Raw genomic sequence first — 22639 nt, 5'->3', positions numbered from 1 at the left:
AGAGAGCAAATGAAATGGGAGGATTTCAATGCGCACCATACTGACCTGCGCCGCGCTCGCGCTTGCCCTGGGCTCTGCCCCGGCCTTTGCGCAATCCGGCGAAATCACGATCTGGAGCTGGAACGTCGCCGCTTCGTCGCTGAAGGCCACCATAGAAGGTTTCAACAAGCAATTCCCCGACATCAAGGTCACGGTCCAGGATCTCGGCAACAACCCGACCTACGACAAGTCGATCGCCGGCTGCGCCGCCGGCGGCGAGGGGCTGCCGGACATCGTGACGATCGAGAACGGCGAGGCCGAGAACTACTGGAGCCAGTTCCCGGACTGCTTCGTCGACCTTCACACGCTCGGCTATACAGCCGAAGACCAGGCAAAATTCCCCGACTTCAAGCGCACCGAGCTCGAAGTGGAAGATAAGGCCTATGCGATGCCGTGGGATTCAGGCCCGGTGGCGATGTTCTACCGCCGCGACTTCTACGAGAAGGCCGGCGTCGATCCAACCTCGATCAAGACCTGGGACGATTTCATTGCTGCCGGCAAGAAGATCCAGGAGGCCAATCCTGGTGTGAAGATGACCAATGCCGATTTCAACGGCGACTCCGAATTCTTCCGGATGATCGCCAACGAGCAGGGCTGCGCCTATTTCGCCGCCGACGGGCAGTCGATCACCGTCAATCAGCCGGCCTGTGTGGCGTCGATGACCAAGATCAAGGAGATGAATGATGCCGGCATCATCACCTCGGCCGACTGGAGCACCAAGATCACCAACAACACCGCCGGCACTGTAGCCACCCAGATGTATGGCGGCTGGTACGAGGGCACCATACGCACCGAGTCGCCCGACGGCAGCGGCAAATGGGGCGTCTACCTGATGCCGAGCCTCACTGCCGACGGCCCGCGCGCCGCCAATCTCGGCGGCTCCTCGCTCGCCATCACCTCGGTGTCCAACAACAAGGAAGCCGCCTACGCCTACCTGAAATACTCGCTCGCGACCAACGAGGGCCAGATAGCGATGCTGAAGGGCTTCGGCCTCGTGCCGTCGCTGATCTCGGCGCTCGATGACCCCTATGTCTCCGAAGGCCAGCCCTATTGGGGCGGCCAGGCGGTGTGGAAGGATATTCTCGGCACCTTGCCCAAAGTCGTGCCGAGCCGCGGCACGCCGTTCCAGAGCGACGCGGAAATCATCGTCCGCGCGGTGCAGACCACATATCTGGGCGGCGGCTATCCCGATGCCAAGGCGGCGCTCGACGATGCCGCAAGCCAGATCGCCTCGGCGACCGGTCTGCCGGTCGAAGAGTGAGCTGAACGCGGCTCCCCCTTGTCCCCTTGTGGGAGAAGGTGTCGCCGAAGGCGACGGATGAGGGGTGTTCCAGCTTGGCGCCAGCGCCGAGTTTCTTCCAGCACCCCTCAACCATCTTGGCGCTGCGCGCCAAATCCACCTTCTCCCACAAGGGGAGAAGGTAAGACAGCGGCGGCGCCGACTTCGACAGCAGGCCGGCAAACCTAGAAACGAGAGGCAAAGGAGGGCAATGATGCGCTATCAGAACGCCACGGCGTATCGCTTCCTCGCGCCCTACCTGCTGATCTTCTCGATCTTCTGGCTGTGGCCGATCATCAGCTCCTTCCTGATCTCCTTCCAGGCGACGCGCACCGTGCCGTGGCGGTTCGCGCCGACCTTCAACTGGGGCCGGCTGATCGGCGATCCGGCCTTCTTCAACGCGTTGAAGAACACTTTGCTTATCCTCGTCATCCAGGTGCCGGTGATGATCACCTTGGCGATCGTGATGGCCGTGCTACTCAATTCGCCGCTGCTGAAAGCCCGTGGCCTGTTCCGCTTCGCCTTCTTCGCTCCTGTCGTGGTCGGCGAAGTCGCCTATTCGGCGGTGTTCCGGCTGATGTTCAACCTCGATTACGGCATCATCAACAAGCTGCTGAACAGCGTCGGCCTGCCGCGTATCGACTGGTTTTCCAACGTCACCCCGGCGATGGCGGTCATCATGATCGCGGTGACCTGGCGCTGGGCCGGCTACAACGCCATCATCCTGCTCGCCGGCCTGCAATCCATCCCCCAGGATGTCTACGAGGCGGCGACGCTGGACCGCGTCAGCAAGCTCAAGCAGTTCTTCTACATCACGCTGCCGCTGCTCAAGCCGATCATCGTGTTCTGCGCCGTGCTGTCGATCATCGGCACCATGCAGCTGTTCACCGAACCGTTCCTGATCACCGAACGCGGCGGACCGGGCGGCGGCACCGAAACGCTCGGGCTGCTGCTTTACCGCCAGGGTTTCAGGTCGCTCAATTTCGGTTACGCCTCGGCCATCGCCTACACCATGGCCGGGCTGGCGATCGCCATCTCGCTTGTGCAACTGTGGCTGACGAGGGAGCCGAAATGAGCTCGCGTTCCTCTTCGAGCCGTTCCTCCGCCAGATTGGGACGCAGCATCGCGCTGCATCTGTTCCTGACGCCGCTGGCGCTGATCTGGCTGTTTCCGCTGTGGATGATGGTAATCTTCTCGACCATGCCCGACAGAGGCATCTTCAGTCCCAGCATCGAGCTTTTGCCGCACGGCAGTTTCCTCGACAATGTCAACAATTTGCAGCGCGACACGAATTTCATCGGCGCCATCGGCATCTCCGTCTCGGTGGCGGTCACCTACACGTTCCTGTCGGTACTGCTCACCTCGATGGCCGGCTGGGCGCTGGCGCGCTACCAGTTCTTCGGCAAGGGCGTGGTCGTCGCGATCATCCTCGGCACCATCACGCTTCCCTATGCGGTCGTGCTGATCCCGCAATTCATCATGGTGGCGCGCGACTTCAAGCTCGCCAACACCTGGGTGGCGCTGATCGTGCCGCCGCTCTTCAATTCGCTCGGCGTGCTGTTCATGCGGCAGAGCTTCTCGATGATGCCGGGCGATCTGTTCGACGCCGCTCGCGTCGAGGGGGTCAAGGAATGGCGGATCTTCCTGTTCGTAGCGCTGCCGCTGGCGCGGCCGATGCTGGCGGCGCTCGCCATCATCCTGTTCCTTGCCTCCTGGAACAATTATCTCTGGCCGCTGCTGATCAATTCCAAGCCCGGCGCGATGACGGCGCCGGTGGCGCTCGGCACGCTGATCGGCCTCACCAAAGTGTCGTGGGGCGGCATCATGGCGGGCGCCGTCATGCTCACCGTGCCGATGCTCGTCGTGTTCGTGCTCTTGCAGCGCCATTTCGTCGCCGGCATTGCCGCCGGCGCCATCAAATAGGATCAGCATGGCAGCGGTCACACTCAAGAATGTCGTTAAGCGCTTCGGCGTCTTCGAGATCGTTCACGGCGCGAACATCGACGTCAACGACGGCGAATTCATCGTCTTCGTCGGCCCTTCCGGCTGCGGAAAATCCACGCTGCTGAGGATGATCGCCGGACTCGAGGACATCAGCGGCGGCGAGATCACCATCGGCGGCAAACTGGTGAACGACATCGAGCCGGCCGATCGCGGCATCGCCATGGTGTTCCAGTCCTACGCGCTTTACCCGCATATGAGCGTCGAGCAGAATCTGAGCTTCGGGCTGAGGATGAACGGCAACCCGAAAGCCGACACCGAACGGCGGGTGAAGCGAGCCTCCGAAATTCTCCGCATCGCCGAGCTGATGAAGCGGCGCCCGCGGCAGTTGTCGGGCGGCCAGCGCCAGCGCGTCGCCATCGGCCGCGCCATCGTGCGTGAACCGCAAGTGTTCCTGTTCGACGAGCCGCTGAGCAATCTCGACGCCGAGCTCAGGGTGCAGATGCGGGTCGAGATCTCGCGCCTGCACAAGGAGCTCGGCGTCACCATGATCTATGTGACGCACGACCAGACCGAAGCGATGACGCTGGCCGACAGGATTGTCGTGCTTAACGCCGGCAATATCGAGCAGATCGGCGCGCCGCTCGACCTCTATGACGACCCGGCCAATCGCTTCGTCGCCGGTTTCGTCGGCTCGCCGAAGATGAATTTCATGGCGGCGAAAGTGGTCGGGAACGACGGCGCAGTAACCCTCGAACTCACCAACCATTGTGGCGCCAAGCTACGGAAGCCGCTTTCGGGCGCCCCGCCTGCGGTCGGCGCCGAGGTCGTGCTCGGCGTCCGGCCGGAGCATTTCTTCGAGGCCGGCGAGGGCGATTGCGACATCGCCGTCAAGGCCGATGTCGCCGAACATCTCGGATCGGTGAGCTATGTTTATGCCAATGCCGGACCAGAGGAACTGATCATCGAGCGCGAGGCATCGCGGCAGCGGGCGAATGGCGACCACATGGTGGTGTCGATCAAAGCCGGCCGGTCGCTTCTCTTCGACAAGTCAGGTGCACGCATTCGCTAATGCATGTCGCCCAAAAGCATGCCCTCGGGCGTGAACCGAGGATGCGCAGCGGTTTGGGACAACGACATGCACAAAACTAAGACACGCAATTTTTCTTTTACCAACTCGCGACGCCGAGGCGACCCCAAGGAGATCTAAAAATGACGTCCGAACCACGAAAAATCCGCTGGGGCATTCTCGGACCCGGCACCATCGCCAAGGCCTTTGCCGGCGGTGTGGCCCATTCGCATACCGGCGAACTGGTTGCGCTCGGCGCACGCAATCCCGGCAAATCAGGCCTCGCCGATAACTTCCCGGGTGCTCGCATCCTCGACGGCTACGATGCTCTGCTCGCGGACCCGGACGTCGACGCGATCTACATTTCGACGCCGCACCCCAGCCACGCCGAATGGGCGATCAAGGCGGCCGAGGCCGGAAAGCATGTGCTTTGCGAAAAGCCGATGGGGCTAACCGCTTTCGAGGCGGACGCGATGATCCATGCAGCGCGCAAGGCCGGCACCTTTCTCGGCGAAGCCTTCATGTACCGGCTGCATCCGCAGACGGCAAAGCTGGTCGAGCTGATCAGGTCCGGCGCGATCGGCGAGGTGCGCATGGTGAAGTCGAGCTTCGGCTTCGCCATGCCTGATTTCATGCCGGAACACCGGCTCTACGCGAACGATCTCGCCGGCGGCGGCATTCTGGATGTCGGCGGCTATCCCGTTTCGATGGCGCGGCTGATTGCCGGGGCAGCATTGGGAAAACCGTTCGCCGAGCCGGACAAGGTGGCGGGTGCTGCGCATCTTGGCCAGTCCGGCGTCGACGAATGGGCTTCGGCGCTGCTGCATTTTCCCAGTGGCATCGTCGCCGAAGTCTGCTGCGGCATTTCGCTGGCGCAGGACAATGTCCTGCGCATCCTTGGCACCAAGGGCCGCATCGAGGTCGCGGATTTCTGGTATGCGAGCGGCAGGGAAGGCGGCACCGGCGAGATTCGCATCATCCGTCCGGGCGGTGAGGAGTTGGTCGAGGTCAGGGAAGACCGCTGGCTCTACGCTTTCGAGGCCGACGCCGCCGGTGAGGCGATCCTGGCCGGAAAGCAGGAGTTTGCCTGGCCGGGCATGGACTGGGCCGACAGCCTCGGCAATCTGCGCGTGCTCGACAAATGGCGTGCCGCCATCGGGCTCGAATACGAGATCGAGAAGCCCGAAAAACGCGTCAACACCATCTCCGGCCGGCGGCTGTGCTCCGGCGGCACCACCATCCCGAAGCGCGAAATTCCAGGCCTGCCGCCGCCGGCCTCGTGCCTGGCGCTCGGCTTCGAGGATTTTCGCACGTTCTCCTCGGGCATGATCCTGCTCGATGCCTATTTCGAAGCCGGCGGCAACGTCTTCGACACGGCCTACATCTATGGCAGCGGCTACACCGAAACGCTGCTCGGCCAGTGGTTGAAGAACCGCGGCGTGCGTGAGCAATCGGTGGTCATCGGCAAGGGCGCGCACACCCCGCTCTGCTATCCCGATGTGATCGGCAAGCAGCTCACCCAGTCGCTCGACCGGCTGCAGACCGATCATGTCGACGTCTATTTCATGCACCGCGACGATCCGGACGTGCCGGTCGACGAATTCGTCGACGCAATGGACAGGGAGGTCAGGGCTGGCCGCATCCGCGGTCCGTTCGGCGGCTCGAACTGGACTAGGGAACGCATGGACGAGGCCATTGCCTATGCCGAGCGGACCGGCAAGCAAAAGCCTGGCGCGCTTTCGAACAATTTTTCTCTGGCCGAAATGCTGGTGCCGATCTGGCCGGGTTGCGTCACATCGTCGAGCGATGAATGGAAGGCCTGGCTGACCGCCCGGCAGATGCCCAATTTCGCCTGGTCGAGCCAGGGCCGGGGTTTCTTCACCGGTCGCGCCGGGCGCGACCAGCGCGACAATGAAGAGCTGGTCCGGGTCTGGTACTCGGAAAAAAATTTCGGCCGCCGCGACCGGGCGATCGAGCTCGCGAACAGGCTGGGCAAGAGCCCGATCCATGTCGCGCTGTCCTACGTCCTGGCCCAGCCGTTCCCGTCCGTCCCGCTGATCGGACCACGCACGCTCGACGAGTTGGAGGACAGCCTGCAGGCCCTCGACATTGCGCTTTCGCCTGACGACATCGCGTGGCTGGATGGCGGTTCGGACCAGCATCCCGCCCGACGCACGGGCTGACCTAGCTTGCCTTCTCCCCTTGTGGGAGAAGGTGGATCGGCGCGCAGCGCCGAGACGGAAGAGGGGTGCTGGACGGAGTGCCGTCGGTGCCAAGCTGGAACACCCCTCATCTGTCGCCTTCGGCGACACCTTCTCCCACAAGGGGAGAAGGGAAGACGGGGCGGCGCAACGCCGCGACTCCGCCCTACCTACCCGCTCACCTTCGGTCAGCAGTTCCAGTCGGTCATCCCGCAGAAATCAGCCTGTAACTCTCCTACTTTACTGCCAAGCGGCGACCACGTCTCTCGCTGGCAAGATCGCTACTCTCAGCCACATGTGTTTGTTTTAATTGAGCTTTCTATTTCTTGAAAAGCTTGTTGCTTTCCTACATACTTCGGGAACCGGCCGCGTGAGGCGAGCAGGCAAGCGACGCGCGAACATGGTAGAGGTCGAGTTCTACGAACGGCACGGGAATGATTCATGACCGAAGCTGAAGGCCATGTACGATTAACCTCGGGCGACGAACCCGATGGGCGCGATCATGTCAGGCGCATCCCCGACATCATCTCGCTGGTCAAGGACTCTTACGGTGAATTGCGCCCGGCGGAGCGGCGCGTCGCCGATGTCGTGCTCGACGATGTCAGGTTCGCGGTCGACGCCTCCAATGCCGTGCTCGCCGAGCGCGCCCAAGTCAGCGAACCCACCGTGACCCGGTTCTGCCGCGCCATCGGCTGCGAGGGCGTGCGCGACTTCAAGCTGAAGCTGGCACAGAGCCTGGTCGTCGGCGCGCTCCATCTGAGCAAGCCGCCACCCACCAGCAGCGACAATGGCATGCCGTTCTGGAATGCCGTATTCGGCGAGGCACGCCGGGCGCTGCAGGAGGCCGAACGGCAGCTTGATCCGGCACAGCTGGTGAAGGCGGCCGAGCTCATCGCCAAGGCGCGCCAGGTTACGGTGTTCGGCCTCGGCGGGAGCTCCTCGGCGCTGGCGCAGGAAACCCAGTACCGGCTGTTCCGCTACGGCATCACCGTCAGCGCCCAGTGCGACCCGTATCTGATGCGGATGACCGCCTCGACCTTGAAGCCCAGCGATCTGGTGATCGCCATTTCGGCGACCGGACGCACCCGCGAAGTGATCGAGGCCGTCGAGCTGGCCAAGCATTACCGCGCCAACGCGATCGGCGTGACCGCGCCCGACACCGACCTTGCCCGCGCCTGCGACGTCAGGCTGACGGTGGCGGTGCCCGAATATCCCGACACGCTGAAGCCGACCGCCTCGCGGTTTGCCTTTCTGGCCGCGATCGACCTGATGGCGGTGGCGGCCGCCTACAAACTCGACGGCTCGGCTCGCGAAACGGTCCGCCGCATCAAATACAACGCCCAGATCCACAGGACGGGCAAAGAGATGGAGCCGCTGGGGGACTGAGAGGCGCGGCTTCTCGTTCTCCCCTTGTGGGAGAAGGTGGCCGAGCGAAGCTCGGTCGGATGAGAGGTGTTCCAGCTTGGCACCGCCGCATTCCGTCCAGCACCCCTCAACCGTCTTGGCGCTACGCGCCAATCCACCTTCTCCCACAGGGGGAGAAGGAAAGACCGGGCGGCGCCGACTTGAAACGCAGAGGAGACAACAGATGCTCGACATGGGACCATCGAAACAGGCGGCCACCTGGTTTTCCTCCCTCTCCCGCGCGCTCGAGACGGGCGACGCAGCGGCCGCGACCAACCTGTTCGTCGAGGATTGCTACTGGCGCGACCTGCTGACCTTCACCTGGAACATCAGGACGATGGAAGGCCGCGCGGCGATCCGCGACATGCTGGAAGCCACACTGGCTACGACCAAGCCGACTGCCTGGCAGCTCAGTGGCGAGGCAAGCTCGGACGAAGGCATCGTCGAGGCTTGGTTCACCTTCGAGACGTCATCGGCGTGGGGCCGGGGCATCATGCGCCTGCAGGACGGCCGATGCCGGACGCTGTTCACGGCGATGAGCGAACTCAAGGGTTTTGAGGAGCGCAAGGGACCGGCGCGGCCGTTGGGTGTCCGCCACAAGGCCGACCCGGACCGCGAGACCTGGTCGGAGGCGAGGGCACGCGAGACGCGTAATCTCGGCGCCATTGAGCAGCCCTATTGCCTGGTCATCGGCGGCGGCCAAGGCGGCATCATGCTGGGGGCACGGCTGCGGCAGCTCGGCGTACCGGCCCTCATCATCGAGAAGAACGCTCAAGCCGGCGATTCCTGGCGCAACCGCTATCGCTCGCTCGTGCTGCACGATCCGGTCTGGTACGACCATCTGCCCTACATCCCGTTTCCGGAGAACTGGCCGGTGTTCACGCCCAAGGACAAGATGGGCGACTGGCTGGAAATGTATACGCGCGTCATGGAGCTCAATTACTGGCCCTCCACGAGATGCGTCAGCGCCAGCTATGACGAGGCGGAAAAGATCTGGACGGTCGAGGTCGATCGCGCCGGCGAGAGCATCACGCTGAAACCCAGGCACATCGTCTTCGCAACCGGCGCCTATGGCCCGCCGAGGCAGATCGAGCTGCCGGGCGCCACGGCGTTCCAGGGCGAGATTCTGCATTCCAGCCAGTATTTTAGCGGCGAAAAATTCCGCGGCAGACGCGTCGCGGTCATCGGCGCGGCAAGTTCGGGGCACGATGTCGCCGTCGATCTCTGGGAGAGCGGCGCTGAGGTGACCATGATCCAGCGCTCGCCGACGACGGTGGTCAAATCCGATACGCTGATGGAGGTCGGCTTCGAGATCTTTTCGGAAAAGGCGCTGGCCCGCGGTATCACCACCGAAAAGGCCGACATGATCGTCGCCTCCACGCCGTTCGCGGTGCTGCCGCAAAGCCAGCGGGCGCTCTACGACGTCATCAAGGCACGCGACGCGGCCTTCTACGACCGCTTGCGCGGCGCCGGCTTCGCCATCGATTTCGGCGACGACGAGACCGGGCTGCTGATGAAGGCCTACCGCACCGGCTCGGGTTACTACATCGACGTCGGCGCCTCGGATCTGATCATCGACGGCGAGATCGGCATCCGCAGCGGTGTCGAGATCAAGTCGCTGACGCCGACAGGAATCCTGTTCGACGACGGCACCGAACTGGCGGCCGACGCGATCATCTCCTGCACCGGCTATCAGTCGATGAACGAGACCGTGGCGGCGATCGTCTCGCGCGAGGTCGCCGACAAGGTCGGGCCGTGCTGGGGGATTGGCTCGGGCGTGAAAGGCGACCCGGGACCATGGCAAGGCGAACTGCGCAACATGTGGAAGCCGACGGCGCAGGAAGCTCTATGGTTCCACGGCGGCAATTTGGCGCTGTCGCGCTTTTACTCGAAATTCGTCGCGCTGCAGATCAAGGCGCGCATGGAAGGGATTGCGACGCCGGTTTATGGGGCGCCGGGGTGAAGCTGTAATCTCCCCCCTTGAGGGCCCTTGAGGGGGAGATGGCCGGCAGGCCAGAGGGGGTCGCCGCACGTCGAGCGCCAACCTCCATCCGTTGCAGGAAGGCGAGCCCGGTCGAACCGACCCCCTCTGTCGCCTTCCCCCTCAAGGGGAGAGATCACCCACGCCCGAAATGCCTGGCCACAACATCGACATGCGTCTCATGCGCATGCGCTTCGAAGCGCTCGGTATCGCTCAGATCGTCCACCGCCTCGTTCGGCCACCAGGTGCCGCCGACCACGATGCCGTCCGAGACCAGCCGCTGCTCGGCGACCAGCGAGGCGCCGACCGCATCGACGAAGGTGAAACTGCCCGGACGCAGCCGCAGCACCGCGATGTCGCCGACGGCACCGACCGCCAGCGCGCCAAGCTCGGGCCTTGCGATCGCCTCGGCCGGCCGCTGTGTTGCGGCGCGCAGCACCTCGAGCAGCGGCATGCCGAGCGCCAGCAGCTTCGACATGCAGACCAGAATGTCGAAGGCCGGTCCGTCGACGCAGTAGAGATGCACGTCGCTGCTGATCACGTCAGGCGCCAGCCCTTCGCTGAGCATCGCCCTGGCGACCTCGAAATCGAACGAGCCCATGCCGTGGCCGATATCGAAGATGACGCCGCGCTCGCGCGCCAGCCGCATGTCGGGCCGCACCGCGCCGGATGTGAAGATCGGCGCGTTGGGAAACGGCCGGAAGCAATGGGTGAGGATGTCGTCCTTGCGCAGCCGCGGCAGCACTTCCGAACGGCCGGGCGGCGGCTCGTCGATATGCGCCATCAGCGCCAGGCCGGCCTGGTCGGCGGCCTCGAGTGCGAGATCGACCGGCGCAATGCCGCTGCCGCCGCCGGCATGGCGACCGGAGCGGACTTTTACGCCGACAATCACCTCCGCGTGCTCGCGCACCGCCGCCACCGTCTCGCGCGGTTCGCAGAGCCGGAGATCGCTGCACTCGCCAACCGAAACGGTCTGCGAGAAGCCGAAAATCCCGGCAAAGGAAATGTTGACATAGGCCAGGATGCGCACCTTCGAGCGCTCGATGACGTGGCGGCGAAAACCGAGGAAGTTGCCGGCGCCGGCACTTCCGGCGTCGATGAAGGTGGTGGTGCCGCTTTTTGCGGCGAGGCGGTCGGCATCGACGCCGAGCGAGGTGCCGCCCCAATAGACGTGGCTGTGCAGATCGATGAGGCCGGGCGCGACAATGGACCCGGTGGCATCGATGACGCGCGCGGCGCGCTCGAAGGGAATGTCGGCATCGATCGCGGCGATGCGGCCACCGGCGATGGCCAGATCGCGTTGCGCGTCAAGGCCGGACGCCGGATCGATGAGGCGGCCGCCCTTCAGGAGAAGATCAAATTGCATCGGCGTCTGGCTCCGCTGTGTCTTCTCGTCAAACCGGTCTGTAGGCGACAGCCTCGACCTCAATCTTGATGTCGATCATCAGCCGCGACTCGACGGTTGTCCGCGCCGGCGGATCCTTTGGAAAATGCCTGGCATAGACGGCATTGAAGGCGCCGAAGTCGCGTGCGTCCTCGAGCCAGACTGTCGTCTTGACCACGTCGTCCATGGTGCAGCCGGCCAGCGCCAGGGCTGCCTGCACATTCGAAAGTACCTGCTCGGTCTGTTCTACGATACCGCCCGTTACCACCACGCCGTCGCTGCCAACCGGCACCTGGCCGGAGACATAGACCATATCGCCGGCCCGGACCGCCGGCGACAGCGGCACATGCGATGTTCCAAAACACTGCTTGGACAAGGTCTGTTCTCCTCAAAAAGCATTGGTGCGTTGCCGTGCTTCCGGCAATCGCCGCAGAGTCCGCGAGGTTCGGGCTCTTTCGCTACGCCGTTTGCCCGTTTGCTGCCGCAAGGTCTACGCCTGCCCGAGCGATTCTCATACAGGCCGTGTTGGAAAGCAACATTTTTTGGAATTCATGTTGCTTTATTACAAGAGCATCGCAGGCGTGAGCGGAGCGCCGAAACTGCCGATCTCCCCCCAAGTGGGGGAGATGTCCGCAGGACAGAGGGGGGCGCTGTCCCGCCGACGCCCCGAAAGGTTCCGCTCGACAGCAGCATTTGGAAGGAACATGCCCCCAAGAGTTTCTGCTCCGTCCTGGGAGGGAAGCAGCCCAAATGCTCCCGCCAAGCCAGTCACCGATCAATCCGTGTCGACAGGATGATCGAGGACGACGTCCGTTCGACCCCGTCCATCGCGCCGATCTGGTCGAGGAGCGTGTCGAGATCCTTGATCGACGGCGCGTCGACGATGACGATCATGTCGAAATTGCCGCTCACCGAATGCAGCGTCCGCACTGGCGGCAGCGCCTGCAGGCTGCGCACCACCTTGTCGGCGAGCTTGGGCGTAACAGTGAGCAGGACATGCGCCCGCACCAGTCCCTGTTCGTAATCCGGCGAAAGCCTGACGCCATAACCGGTGATGATTCCGCGCTGTTCCAGCCGCTCGATCCGGCTCTGCACCGTTGTCCGCGACACGCCCAGCCGCCGCGCCAGCTCGGCCGTCGAGGCGCGCGCATTCACGCGCAGCAGGGAAAGCAGGGCTTGTTCGGCGTTGCTAAGCACTTTCGACGAACCTCATCGGCATCCTGTTCAATTTGGCACTTCGTTTCGAACAATTCAACGCTTCCTTTCGACAGGCAAGCTGCGAAACTATTTGTCGATCAAAGGTGAGGCGAGGGAACTGTCATGAAGAAAATCATCGTTGTCGGCGCCGGCAAGATCGGCTCGACCATTGCCGAGATGCTGGCTTCCACCGGCGACTATCATGTCACCCTCGTCGACCGCTCGGCCGCACAACTCGGCGCGGCCGAACTGCCTGATACGGTCGAGACGCTCGAACTCGACATCGAAGCCGCCGGAACCCTTGAAGCGGCCTTGGCCGGCAAGTTCGCCGTGCTCAGCGCCGCCCCCTTCCATCAGACCACGCGCATCGCCGAAGCGGCAGCCAGCGCCGGCGTCCACTATCTCGACCTGACCGAGGATGTCGTCGCGACCCGACGCGTCAAGCAACTGGCGCGCTCCGCCAACAGCGCCTTCATCCCGCAATGCGGGCTGGCGCCGGGCTTCGTCTCGATCGTCGCCAACGATCTCGCCAGCCCCTTCGACACGCTGGAGAGCGTGCGCATGCGGGTCGGCGCGCTGCCGCAATACCCGTCGAACGCGCTGAACTACAATCTGACCTGGAGCACGGACGGCGTCATCAACGAATATTGCGAGCCTTGCGAGGCGATCGTCGAAGGCGAGCTTATCGAGGTGCCACCGCTGGAGGAGCGCGAGGAATTCTCGCTCGACGGCGTCACCTACGAGGCGTTCAACACCTCGGGCGGGCTCGGCACGCTGGCCGAAACGCTGAAGGGCAAGGTGCGCACGCTGAACTATCGCACCATCCGCTACCCCGGCCACGCCGCGATCATGAAGGCGCTGCTCAACGATCTCGGCCTGCGCCACCGCCGCGACGTGCTGAAGGACATTTTTGAGAGCGCCCTGCCGGCAACGCTGCAGGACGTGGTCATCATCTTCGTCACCGTCAGCGGCCGCAAGAACGGCCGCCTGCTGCAGGAGACCTACGCCAACAAGATCTACGCCAAGCGTGTCGGCGATAAGGTGCGCAGCGCCATCCAGATCACCACGGCCTCCGCCATCTGCGCGGTGCTCGACATGCTGGCCGACGGCACCTTGCCGGCGAAGGGTTTTATCAAGCAGGAAGACATCGCCCTCGACGCTTTCCTCGCCAACCGCTTCGGCCGCGCCTATGCGCAGCACGAAATGGTTAGCCGGCTTGCGGGGTGAGCTGTGTAATCTCCCCCCTCGAGGGGGAGATGTCGCCGAAGGCGACAGAGGGGGTCGCCTCGCGTAGAGCGCTAACCTCCATCTGTCGCAAGGGAGGTCGCATCCAGTCGAACCGACCCCCTCTAGCCTGCCGGCCATCTCCCCCTCAAGTGGGGAGATCACCTGCTCTCAAACATGCAGCGCGTGCCCAAGCGCCTTCAGCGCGGCTTCCTGAAAACCCTCGCCCTGTGTCGGGTGGGCATGGATGGTGCCAGCGATGTCCTCCAGCCGCGCGCCCATCTCCAGCGCCAGGCCGAACGCCGCCGAAAGTTCCGACACGCCCTGGCCGACCGCCTGGATGCCGAGCACCAGATGGTTGTCCGCGCGGGCAACGACCCGGACAAATCCATCTTCACCCATTTTGGTCATCGCCCGGCCATTGGCGGCAAACGGAAACAGGCCGACCTTGATCTCACCACCGAGCCCCTTTGCCTCCTCCGGCGAAAGGCCTGCGGTGACCAGCTCCGGATCGGTGAAGCAGATGGCGGGAATGCAGCGTTTGTCCCAGCTGCGCTTGTGGCCGGCGACGATCTCGGCGACCATTTCGCCTTGCGCCATCGCCCGGTGCGCCAGCATCGGCTCGCCGGTGACGTCGCCAATGGCAAAGATGCCGCGCATCGAGGTGCGGCACTGGTCGTCGATGCGGATGAATTTCCCCGCCATGTCGAGGTCGATCTGCTCTAGCCCCCAGTCTTCGATCACCGGCTTGCGCCCGACGGTGACCAGAATCCTGTCGGCAGCGATCTTGCCATTCTTGCCGGTGGCCGTCTCGATCAGCAGCGCATCGCGCTTGGTCGACAGCCCCTTGGCCTTGGCGTTCACGAGCACCTCGATGCCGAGCTCAGTGAGCCGTTTCACCACCGGCCGGGTCAGTTCGGCATCATACTGCGCCAGTACGCGCGGCAAAGCCTCGACAACGGTCACCCTGGCGCCCATCTTGGCGAAGGCGATGCCGAGCTCGAGCCCGATATAGCCGCCACCGACGACGGCAAGCCTTTCCGGCACTTCGCTCAGCCCCAGCGCTTCGGTGGACGAGATCACCGGCCCACCGAACGGCAGTGACGGCAGCTCGACCGACGCCGAGCCGGTGGCGATCACCACCGTCTCGGCGCGGACGACCTGTGTGCCGGTCTCTGTCTCGACCTCGACAGTCTTGCCGTCACGGAATTTCGCCCAGCCATGCACGGTCTTGACCCCGGCCCTCTTGAGCAGGCCGGCGACGCCGCTGTTCAGCCGGCTAACAATGCCGTCCTTCCAGGCGACGGTCGTTTCGAGATCAATGGATGGTGTTGCGACTGAAATGCCAAGCGGGCTCTTGCCGCCGGCCATGTGCGACGCCTTTTCGAACTCTTCGGCCGCATGGATCAGCGCCTTGGACGGAATGCAGCCGACATTGAGACAAGTGCCGCCCGGCTTGCCGAACTCGACGATAACCGTATCGATTCCGAGCTGGCCGGCGCGGATGGCACAGACATAGCCGCCGGGCCCGGCGCCGATGACGAGCAGCTTGCAGGATATTTCCTTCATGTCGATATGCTCTTTTTGGCGAAGAAAGGCCCCCTCATCCGGCCGCTTCGCGGCCACCTTCTCCCCACCGGGGAGAAGAGGCTGGCGCCGGCGCTGGAGACCTCCTCTCCCCTCGGGGAGAGGGTGGCCGTAGCGAAGCGGAGGCCGGGTGAGGGAGCCTTTGCGACCGTTCTCATCTCATCAATCCACGAAAATCAGCGCCGGGGTTTCCACCAGCGCCTTAATCCGTTGAATAAACACTGCGGCGTCCCAGCCGTCGATCACCCGGTGGTCGAAGCTGGAGGACAGGTTCATCATCTTGCGCGGGATAAATTGGGTGCCGTCCCATATCGGCCGCACCATCATCTTGTTGACGCCGAGGATTGCCACTTCCGGATGGTTGATCACCGGCGTCGTCGCCACACCGCCCATGGCGCCGAGTGAGGTGATGGTGATGGTCGATCCCGAGAGCTCGTCGCGCGTCGCCGTGCCTGATCTGGCCGCCTCAGCGAGCCGGTTGAGCTCGGCGGCGCAGTCCCAGATGTCGCGCGCCTCGGCGTGCTTGACTACCGGCACCACCAGCCCAGAAGGCGTCTGCGCGGCGATGCCGATATGGACGCCGCCATGCTGGTGGACGACGCCGCCCTCGTCATCGAACAGCGCGTTGATATTGGGCTGGTCGGCGATCGCCTTGACCATCGCCCGCATCAGGAACGGCAGCAGCGTCAGCTTCGGCCGCTCGACGCCGCTGCGCTTCTCCTTGTTGAGCGCCGCGCGCAAATCCTCCAATGCCGTAACGTCGATCTCCTCGACGTAGGTGATGTGCGGGATGCGCGACTTAGCCAGCGCCATCTTCTCGGCGATCTTGCGCCTGAGCCCGATGATCTTGATGTCCTCGACGGCCTCGTTGCGTGCGAGGCCGGAGACCTTCGCAAGCTGCGGTCCGCGCGCCAGGGAGGCGTCGATGTCCTCGTGGAGAATGCGGCCGGCCGGGCCGCTTCCCCTGACCTGTCGGAGATCGACGCCGGCCTCTTTTGCCCTGAGGCGGACGGCCGGCGAGGCGAGCGGCTTTTCGCCTTCGGGACGCGGCGCGGCGACGGGCGCAGTACCCCGACCGACGGCAGTAGCCCCACCCCTAGCCCCTCCCCACAAGGGGGAGGGGGATTCCGTTGCCGTGGCAGACTCATCCTCACGCGCGGACACTTTTGCGGACGGGCGCGCGACAGATTTGGCATCAGCCTTGGGAGCCGAAGCGGGTCCCCCTCCCCCTTGTGGGGAGGGGGCGGGGGTAGCTTCGGTGGGGGTAGCGCCGGTAGCTTTCGCCTCACCTCCCGACGACTTCGCACCAGCACCCACATTGCCCTCGCCGGCCACTTTCAAGCGTACAATGGGCGAACCGATCGCCACCGTGTCGCCGATCTCCGCACCCAGCCAGACGATTTCGCCATCGACCGGCGACGGAATCTCGACCGTCGCCTTGTCGGTCATGACTGCGGCCAGCACCGCGTCCTCGCGCACGAAATCGCCGACCTTGACCTGCCATTCGACGAGCTCGGCCTCGGCGACGCCTTCGCCGACATCGGGCAGCTTGATCACATATTCGCCCATCATCGTCAGGCCTCCATCGTTTCAACGAGCGCTCGGCCGAGCCTGGCCGGACCGGGAAAATAGTCCCACTCCTGCGCATGCGGATAGGGCGTGTCCCAGCCGGCGACCCGCGCCACCGGCGCTTCCAGATGATAGAAGCAGTTCTCCTGTACCAGCGCCGAAAGTTCGGCAGCGAACCCGGATGTCAGCGTCGCCTCATGCACGATCACGCAGCGGCCCGTCTTTTTCACCGAGCCGACGATCGTCTCGAGATCGAGCGGCAGCAGCGTCCGGAGATCGATGATCTCGGCGTCGATGCCGGTCTCCTCGGCCGCCGCCTCGGCGACATAGACCATCGTGCCATAGGCAAGCACGGTGACATCGGCACCCGGCCGGCGGATCACCGCCTTGCCGAGCGGGACCGTGTAATGCCCGTCCGCGACCTCGCCGAGCTCATGCTTCGACCACGGCGTCACCGGGCGCTCGTGATGGCCGTCGAACGGACCGTTGTAGAGCCGCTTCGGCTCCAGGAAGATCACCGGGTCGGGATCCTCTATCGCCGCGATCAAAAGGCCCTTGGCGTCGTTCGGGTTGGACGGCACGACGACCTTCAGGCCGGAGACATGCGTGAATAGAGCCTCCGGGCTCTGGCTGTGGGTCTGGCCGCCAAAAATGCCGCCGCCGGTCGGCATCCTGACCACGATCGGGCAGGTGAAATCGCCGTTCGAGCGGTAGCGCAGCCGCGCCGCCTCCGAGACGATCTGGTCATAGGCCGGATAGACATAGTCGGCAAACTGCACCTCGACGCAAGGTTTCAGGCCGTAGGCGGCCATGCCGATAGCCGAGCCGACGATACCGGATTCGCTGATCGGCGTATCGAAGCAGCGGCTTTTGCCGTATTTCGCCTGCAATCCTTGCGTGCAGCGAAAGACGCCGCCGAAAAAGCCGACATCCTCGCCGAACACGATGACGCGTTCGTCGCGCGCCATCGACACGTCCATGGCGTCGCGGATCGCTTCGATCATGGTCCGCCTTGGCATGGTCAGACCCCTGCCTGCTGGCGTTGGCGCCTGAGATGCGGCGGCATCTCGGCATAGACTCCCTCGAACATGTCGCGCGCCGAGGGCTTGCCGCCCGCATGCAGCGTGCCGTGGCGCTCGGCCTCCCTTTGCGCCGCGATCACCGTTTCGAGGATTTCCGCCTCGGCCTGGGTGTGGCGTTCGTCCGACCAGACGCCGCGCTGGATGAGGTGGTTTTTCAGCCTGACGATCGGGTCGCCGAGCGGCCATGCGTCGGACTCGGCCTTCGGCCGGTAGGCCGACGGATCGTCCGAGCTCGAATGCGCGCCGACGCGGTAGGTGACATATTCGACCAGCGTCGGCCCGAGATTTTTCCGCGCGCGCTCGGCCGCCCATTTAGCCACCGCATGGACGGCCAGATAATCGTTGCCGTCGACCCGCAGCGAGGGAATGCCGAAACCGAGACCGCGGGCGGCGAAAGTGCCGGAGCCGCCCCGGGCGATGCCCTGAAAAGTCGAGATCGCCCACTGGTTGTTGACGACATTGAGCACGACCGGCGCCTTGTAGGTCGAGGCGAACACCAGCGCCGAATGGAAATCGGACTCGGCCGTCGAACCATCGCCGATCCAGGCGGCGGCGATCTTCGAATCATTGCTGATCGCCGAAGCCATCGCCCAGCCGACCGCCTGGATATATTGCGTTGCCAGATTTCCGGAGATCGAGAAGAATCCGTGCTCCTTCGACGAATACATGATCGGCAGCTGCCGCCCCTTCAGCGGATCGGCCTCGTTCGAATAGATCTGGTTCATCATTGTGACCATCGGATAGCCGTCGGCGATGAGCAGCCCGGCCTGCCGATAGGTCGGAAAGTTCATGTCGCCCGACGCCAGCGCCTTGCGGAAGGCGCAACTCACCGCCTCTTCGCCGAGATGCTGCATGTAGAAAGAGGTCTTGCCCTGGCGCTGCGCCATCTGCATGCGCGCGTCGAAGCTGCGCAGCGTCATCATGTGGCGCAGCCCTTCCAGCAACTCGTCGTCGGAAAGCAGCCCGGCCCATGGTCCGACCGCCTCGCCGGCGCGGTTGAGCACGCGGATGATCGAGAAAGCCATGTCGCGGATGTCGCGCGGATCGACCTCGATCTCCGGGCGCGGCACCGAGCCGGCCTTGGCGATGGTCACATCAGAGAAATCCGGCGTCCCGCCCGGCCGCACCTCGGGTTCCGGCACGTGGAAGCGCAACATTCCTGTTTCGGCCATGACCTTCGTCCTCCCATGTTGCCCGGCGCGATATTTGCACACCGCCAGACCAGTGCCAATTCGTCGGGCAGGGCTTCAGGCCAGCGACGCGCCAGCCAGCACTTGCCAAGATGAAGATATGTCGGCGAAATTTCTTGTCGATCTTCCGCCGCCACGCGCAATTTGGCGAATGATTGCGCCGGGTTTCCCGCCAGATAAGACAATGCGTCGGATTGAGGCCTCGCGCGGCGCCCCTTTCCTTCTCCCCTTGTGGGAGAAGGTGTCGCCGAAGGCGACGGATGAGGGGTGTTCCAGCTTGGCAAGGACGGCACTCCGTCCAGCACCCCTCAACCGTCTTGGCGCTACGCGCCAATCCACCTTCTCCCACAGGGGGAGAAGGAAAGGAGGGGTGCGCCGTTCACCCCGCAACCGCATCATGCTAACCAGAACCCATGGCACAGAAGAAAGGTTACGAAGTCGATTCGTGGTTGGCGCGGCCGGACCCGCGCATCTCGATCGTCCTGCTTTACGGGCCCGATCGCGGGCTCGTCGCCGAGCGGGCGAAGGCCTTTGCCGGCAAAACCGGCCTGCCGCTCGACGATCCGTTCTCGGTGGTCAGGCTGGACGGTTCGGAAGTCGACCGCGACGAGGGCCGCCTGCTCGACGAGGCGCGCACCGTGCCGATGTTTTCGGACCGGCGCCTGCTCTGGGTGCGCAATGCCTCGGGCCAGAAGGCGCTTGCCGATGACGTCAAGGCGCTGACATCAGAGCCGCCGCGTGACGCCATCATCCTGATCGAGGCCGGCGACCTGAAGAAAGGCGTCGGGTTGCGTTCCATCGTCGAGGCGGCAGACATTGCCATGGCCTTGCCGTGCTACGCCGACGAGGCCCGCGACATCGACACGGTCATCGATGATGAATTGCGCAAGGCCGGCATGTCGATGACGCTGGAGGCTCGCCAGGCGCTGCGCCGTAACCTCGGTGGTGACCGGCTGGCCTCGCGCGGTGAGATCGAGAAGCTGGTGCTTTATGCCCACGGCCAGGCCGAAATCGGTCTCGACGACGTCAAGGCGACATCGGGCGACGTCTCCGGCCTCTCCTTCGACGACGCCGTCGATGCCGTGCTCGAAGGCAAGGTCGGCGACTTCGACATGGCCTTCACCCGCCACTGCCAGTCCGGCGGCCAGGCTTTTCTGGTGCTTTCCTCGGCGATGCGGCAGCTGCAGGCGATTCAGGCGATGCGCGGCCTGATGGACACCGGCGGCCGCAACGCCGCGGCGGTCGTTGCCGCGGCGCGCCCGCCGGTTTTTTTCTCGCGGCGCAAGCTGGTGGAGAAAGCCCTCGAACGGTGGAACAGCGAGGCGCTTGGCCGCGCTTTGACCAGGCTGCAGACGGCGGTCCTGCAGACGCGGCGCCGGCCGGACCTCTCGGTCGCGCTGGCACGGCAGGCGCTGCTCGGCATTGCTGTGGAAAGCGCCCGGCTGGCGCAGCGCACCTGATCTCCCCCCTTGAGGGGGAGATGTCGCCGAAGGCGACAGAGGGGGTCGCAGCGTGGAACGCCGACATCTTCTTCGCTTCCGCAAGGCGCCGGCGCTTGATGCTAGGCGACCCTTTCTGGGCCTGCCGGCCATCTCCCGCTCAAGGGGGAGATCAGCAGCCTCGGCGATTTCGCCAATCACCAGCGCTGAAAAAAGGAAGGGCTGGCAATCGCCAGCCTTCGTTGTGGACGAGGATGTCCGCCTAGGTCGTGCTTAATCCTAAGCCGGAAGATTATTTGCCGGCTAAAAACATGAGCACCTCAAGCACCTACCGCTCCTGCTTCAACCGCCGGCACAATTCATCGAGCTGCTCCAGCGTCCGGTAAGCGACGCTGATCACACCGCCGCGTTCCTTGTGCTCGATCGTGACGATCATGCCGATCGTGCCGGTCATCAGCTTTTCCAGCGCCAGCGTATCGGCATCCTTCTGTGCCGGTGCTGCAGGCTTTCGCTTTCCCGTTGGAGCGCCGGTCGGCATCTGCGCCAGCGCTTCCGCCTGGCGCACCGAAAGCCCGTCCTCGACGATCCGCTTGGCCAGGCTCGCCGGATCCTGCGCCGTCACCAATGTGCGGGCGTGGCCGGCCGACAGCGCGCCATCGACCAGCATGTCGCGAATCACGTCCGGCAGCTTCAGCAGCCTGAGCGTGTTGGCGACATGGCTGCGGCTCTTGCCGATCACCTGGCCGAGATCGGCCTGGGTGTAGCCGTGATCGTCGATCAGCTGCTGGTAGCCCATCGCCTCCTCGACCGGGTTGAGGTCGGTGCGCTGGACGTTTTCGATGATCGCCAGTTCGAGCGCGGTGCGATCGTTGACATCGCGCACGATGATCGGGATATCGGTCAGCCCCGCGCGCTGTGCCGCGCGCCAGCGCCGCTCGCCGGCGATGATCTCGTAGCGGCCAGCTTGCGTCGGCGATGGCCGTGCCACCACCGGCTGCACCACGCCATGTTCACGGATCGACTGGGCAAGATCGGTCAGGTCGGCGTCGCCAAAATGCCGGCGCGGATTCTTTGGGTTCGGGCTCAGGAACTCGATCGGAACTTTGCCGTCGGCATTCATGCTCTGCTTTTCCGGCGCTGCCGGACGATCGATTTCGCCGATCAGCGCCGCCAGTCCCCGCCCCAGTCTTTTTCTCGAAAGGTCTTCACTCATCATCTGTCCAGATCGTTTCGGTGTCGAATCGGCTTCTAGGCGGCGCGCAGTTTGCGCTCGCGGCGGATCACCTCGGAGGCAAGCTGCAGATAGGCCTGGCTGCCGGAGCATTTGAGGTCGTAGAGGATCGCCGGCTTGCCGTAGGACGGCGCCTCGGAGACACGCACATTGCGCGGGATCACGGTTTCATAGACCTTGTCGCCCATATGCGCGCGCACGTCCTGCACCACCTGGTTGGCGAGGTTGTTGCGCCCGTCGAACATGGTTAGCACGATGCCCTGGATCGTCAGCTCGGGATTGATCGAGCGGCGAACCTGCTCGACCGTCTCCAGCAGCTGGCTCAAGCCTTCGAGCGCGAAGAACTCGCATTGCAGCGGCACCAGCACCGAATCGGCTGCCGCCATCGAGTTCAGCGTCAGAAGATTGAGCGACGGCGGACAATCGATCAGCACATAGCCAAAATTGGCCGATCGATCGGCCGAGGCGCGCAAGGCGTTGCGCAGCCGCAGCACTCGGTCCGGCGCCGAGGCGATCTCCATCTCGATGCCGAGCAGGTCGAGCGTCGACGGCACGATCGACAGGCCCGGCACCGCCGTCGGGATCGCCGCCGCCTCCAGATCGAGCTCGCCGGTCAGCACGTCATAGGAGGAAACGGTGCGGTCGCGCCGGTCGATGCCGAGGCCCGTGCTGGCATTGCCTTGCGGATCGAGATCGACGATCAGTACCCGCTCGCCGATCGCCGCCAGCGCCGTCGCCAGATTGATGGCCGTCGTCGTCTTGCCGACGCCGCCCTTCTGGTTGGCTACGGTGATGATTCGGGGGCCATTCTTCATCATGGGT

Annotated in this window: 18 protein-coding genes; 9 read left to right on the top strand and 9 right to left on the bottom strand. The window is 64.2% G+C overall.

The window, feature by feature from the left end; all coding sequences use genetic code 11:
* Window positions 1-28 precede the first annotated feature (28 nt).
* The 7 genes from BQ8482_RS17215 to BQ8482_RS17185 all read left to right on the top strand — a co-directional run bounded on the left by BQ8482_RS17215 (window position 29) and on the right by BQ8482_RS17185 (window position 9896).
* A complete protein-coding gene (locus tag BQ8482_RS17215; protein ID WP_123148735.1) occupies window positions 29-1300 on the top strand; it encodes an extracellular solute-binding protein in 1272 nt (423 codons plus the stop codon).
* 232 nt (window positions 1301-1532) lie between these two features.
* On the top strand, window positions 1533-2393 hold the full coding sequence (locus tag BQ8482_RS17210) for a carbohydrate ABC transporter permease (protein ID WP_077380981.1): 861 nt from the start codon (window positions 1533-1535) through the stop codon (window positions 2391-2393).
* Entirely contained in the window at window positions 2390-3241 is an 852-nt protein-coding gene (locus BQ8482_RS17205) for a carbohydrate ABC transporter permease (protein WP_123148734.1), read from the top strand. Before BQ8482_RS17210 ends, BQ8482_RS17205 begins: the two co-directional genes overlap by 4 nt.
* 7 nt (window positions 3242-3248) lie before the next feature.
* Window positions 3249-4331 carry an ABC transporter ATP-binding protein gene (locus tag BQ8482_RS17200; RefSeq protein ID WP_123148733.1) on the top strand — a complete coding sequence of 361 codons (1083 nt, stop codon included), beginning with the start codon at window positions 3249-3251 and terminating at the stop codon, window positions 4329-4331.
* Window positions 4332-4471: 140 nt separating this feature from the next.
* Window positions 4472-6511, top strand: coding sequence for an aldo/keto reductase (locus tag BQ8482_RS17195; RefSeq protein WP_123148732.1), 2040 nt, complete (start codon window positions 4472-4474; stop codon window positions 6509-6511).
* Window positions 6512-6970: 459 nt separating this feature from the next.
* A complete protein-coding gene (locus tag BQ8482_RS17190) occupies window positions 6971-7915 on the top strand; it encodes a MurR/RpiR family transcriptional regulator (RefSeq protein WP_123148731.1) in 945 nt (314 codons plus the stop codon).
* Between the two features lie 202 nt (window positions 7916-8117).
* On the top strand, window positions 8118-9896 hold the full coding sequence (locus tag BQ8482_RS17185; protein WP_123148730.1) for an NAD(P)/FAD-dependent oxidoreductase: 1779 nt from the start codon (window positions 8118-8120) through the stop codon (window positions 9894-9896).
* 154 nt (window positions 9897-10050) lie between these two features.
* Here BQ8482_RS17185 and BQ8482_RS17180 read toward each other — a convergent pair whose 3' ends face one another.
* The 3 genes from BQ8482_RS17180 to BQ8482_RS17170 all read right to left on the bottom strand — a co-directional run bounded on the left by BQ8482_RS17180 (window position 10051) and on the right by BQ8482_RS17170 (window position 12495).
* Window positions 10051-11280: an amidohydrolase/deacetylase family metallohydrolase gene (locus BQ8482_RS17180; RefSeq protein WP_123148729.1), complete on the bottom strand. Its 1230-nt coding sequence runs from the start codon at window positions 11278-11280 to the stop codon at window positions 10051-10053.
* Between the two features lie 28 nt (window positions 11281-11308).
* Window positions 11309-11674, bottom strand: coding sequence for a RidA family protein (locus tag BQ8482_RS17175; protein ID WP_123148728.1), 366 nt, complete (start codon window positions 11672-11674; stop codon window positions 11309-11311).
* A 392-nt stretch (window positions 11675-12066) separates the two neighbouring features.
* On the bottom strand, window positions 12067-12495 hold the full coding sequence (locus BQ8482_RS17170) for an Lrp/AsnC family transcriptional regulator (protein ID WP_095495693.1): 429 nt from the start codon (window positions 12493-12495) through the stop codon (window positions 12067-12069).
* A gap of 123 nt (window positions 12496-12618) precedes the next feature.
* Here BQ8482_RS17170 and BQ8482_RS17165 point away from each other — a divergent pair, with 123 nt between their 5' ends.
* Window positions 12619-13722: a saccharopine dehydrogenase family protein gene (locus BQ8482_RS17165; protein ID WP_123148727.1), complete on the top strand. Its 1104-nt coding sequence runs from the start codon at window positions 12619-12621 to the stop codon at window positions 13720-13722.
* A gap of 168 nt (window positions 13723-13890) precedes the next feature.
* Here the strand turns inward: BQ8482_RS17165 and lpdA are convergent, their stop codons facing one another.
* The 4 genes from lpdA to BQ8482_RS17145 all read right to left on the bottom strand — a co-directional run bounded on the left by lpdA (window position 13891) and on the right by BQ8482_RS17145 (window position 19129).
* The gene (gene lpdA / locus BQ8482_RS17160) at window positions 13891-15288 is read right to left on the bottom strand and encodes a dihydrolipoyl dehydrogenase (RefSeq protein ID WP_123148726.1); all 1398 of its coding nucleotides are present in this window, start codon (window positions 15286-15288) and stop codon (window positions 13891-13893) included.
* A 180-nt stretch (window positions 15289-15468) separates the two neighbouring features.
* Window positions 15469-16875, bottom strand: coding sequence for a dihydrolipoamide acetyltransferase family protein (locus tag BQ8482_RS17155; RefSeq protein ID WP_123148930.1), 1407 nt, complete (start codon window positions 16873-16875; stop codon window positions 15469-15471).
* A 5-nt stretch (window positions 16876-16880) separates the two neighbouring features.
* Window positions 16881-17894 carry an alpha-ketoacid dehydrogenase subunit beta gene (locus BQ8482_RS17150; protein WP_123148725.1) on the bottom strand — a complete coding sequence of 338 codons (1014 nt, stop codon included), beginning with the start codon at window positions 17892-17894 and terminating at the stop codon, window positions 16881-16883.
* Window positions 17895-17896: 2 nt separating this feature from the next.
* A complete protein-coding gene (locus BQ8482_RS17145; RefSeq protein ID WP_123148724.1) occupies window positions 17897-19129 on the bottom strand; it encodes a thiamine pyrophosphate-dependent enzyme in 1233 nt (410 codons plus the stop codon).
* A gap of 431 nt (window positions 19130-19560) precedes the next feature.
* Between BQ8482_RS17145 and holA the strand changes: the two genes are divergently transcribed.
* The gene (holA, locus tag BQ8482_RS17140; RefSeq protein WP_123148723.1) at window positions 19561-20607 is read left to right on the top strand and encodes a DNA polymerase III subunit delta; all 1047 of its coding nucleotides are present in this window, start codon (window positions 19561-19563) and stop codon (window positions 20605-20607) included.
* Between the two features lie 307 nt (window positions 20608-20914).
* Here holA and BQ8482_RS17135 read toward each other — a convergent pair whose 3' ends face one another.
* Together BQ8482_RS17135 and BQ8482_RS17130 are read right to left on the bottom strand one after the other, a co-directional pair.
* Complete coding sequence (locus tag BQ8482_RS17135) at window positions 20915-21799, bottom strand: ParB/RepB/Spo0J family partition protein (RefSeq protein WP_123148929.1); 885 nt, start codon at window positions 21797-21799, stop codon at window positions 20915-20917.
* 35 nt (window positions 21800-21834) lie between these two features.
* The gene (locus BQ8482_RS17130) at window positions 21835-22635 is read right to left on the bottom strand and encodes a ParA family protein (RefSeq protein WP_123148722.1); all 801 of its coding nucleotides are present in this window, start codon (window positions 22633-22635) and stop codon (window positions 21835-21837) included.
* Between the last annotated feature and the right edge of the window lie 4 nt (window positions 22636-22639).

It is taken from the genome of Mesorhizobium delmotii, assembly GCF_900149755.1.
Classification (GTDB): Bacteria; Pseudomonadota; Alphaproteobacteria; order Rhizobiales; family Rhizobiaceae; genus Mesorhizobium; species Mesorhizobium delmotii.
The sequence above is the reverse complement of the archived record's forward strand: the minus strand, read 5'-3'. Positions and strand labels throughout refer to the sequence as shown.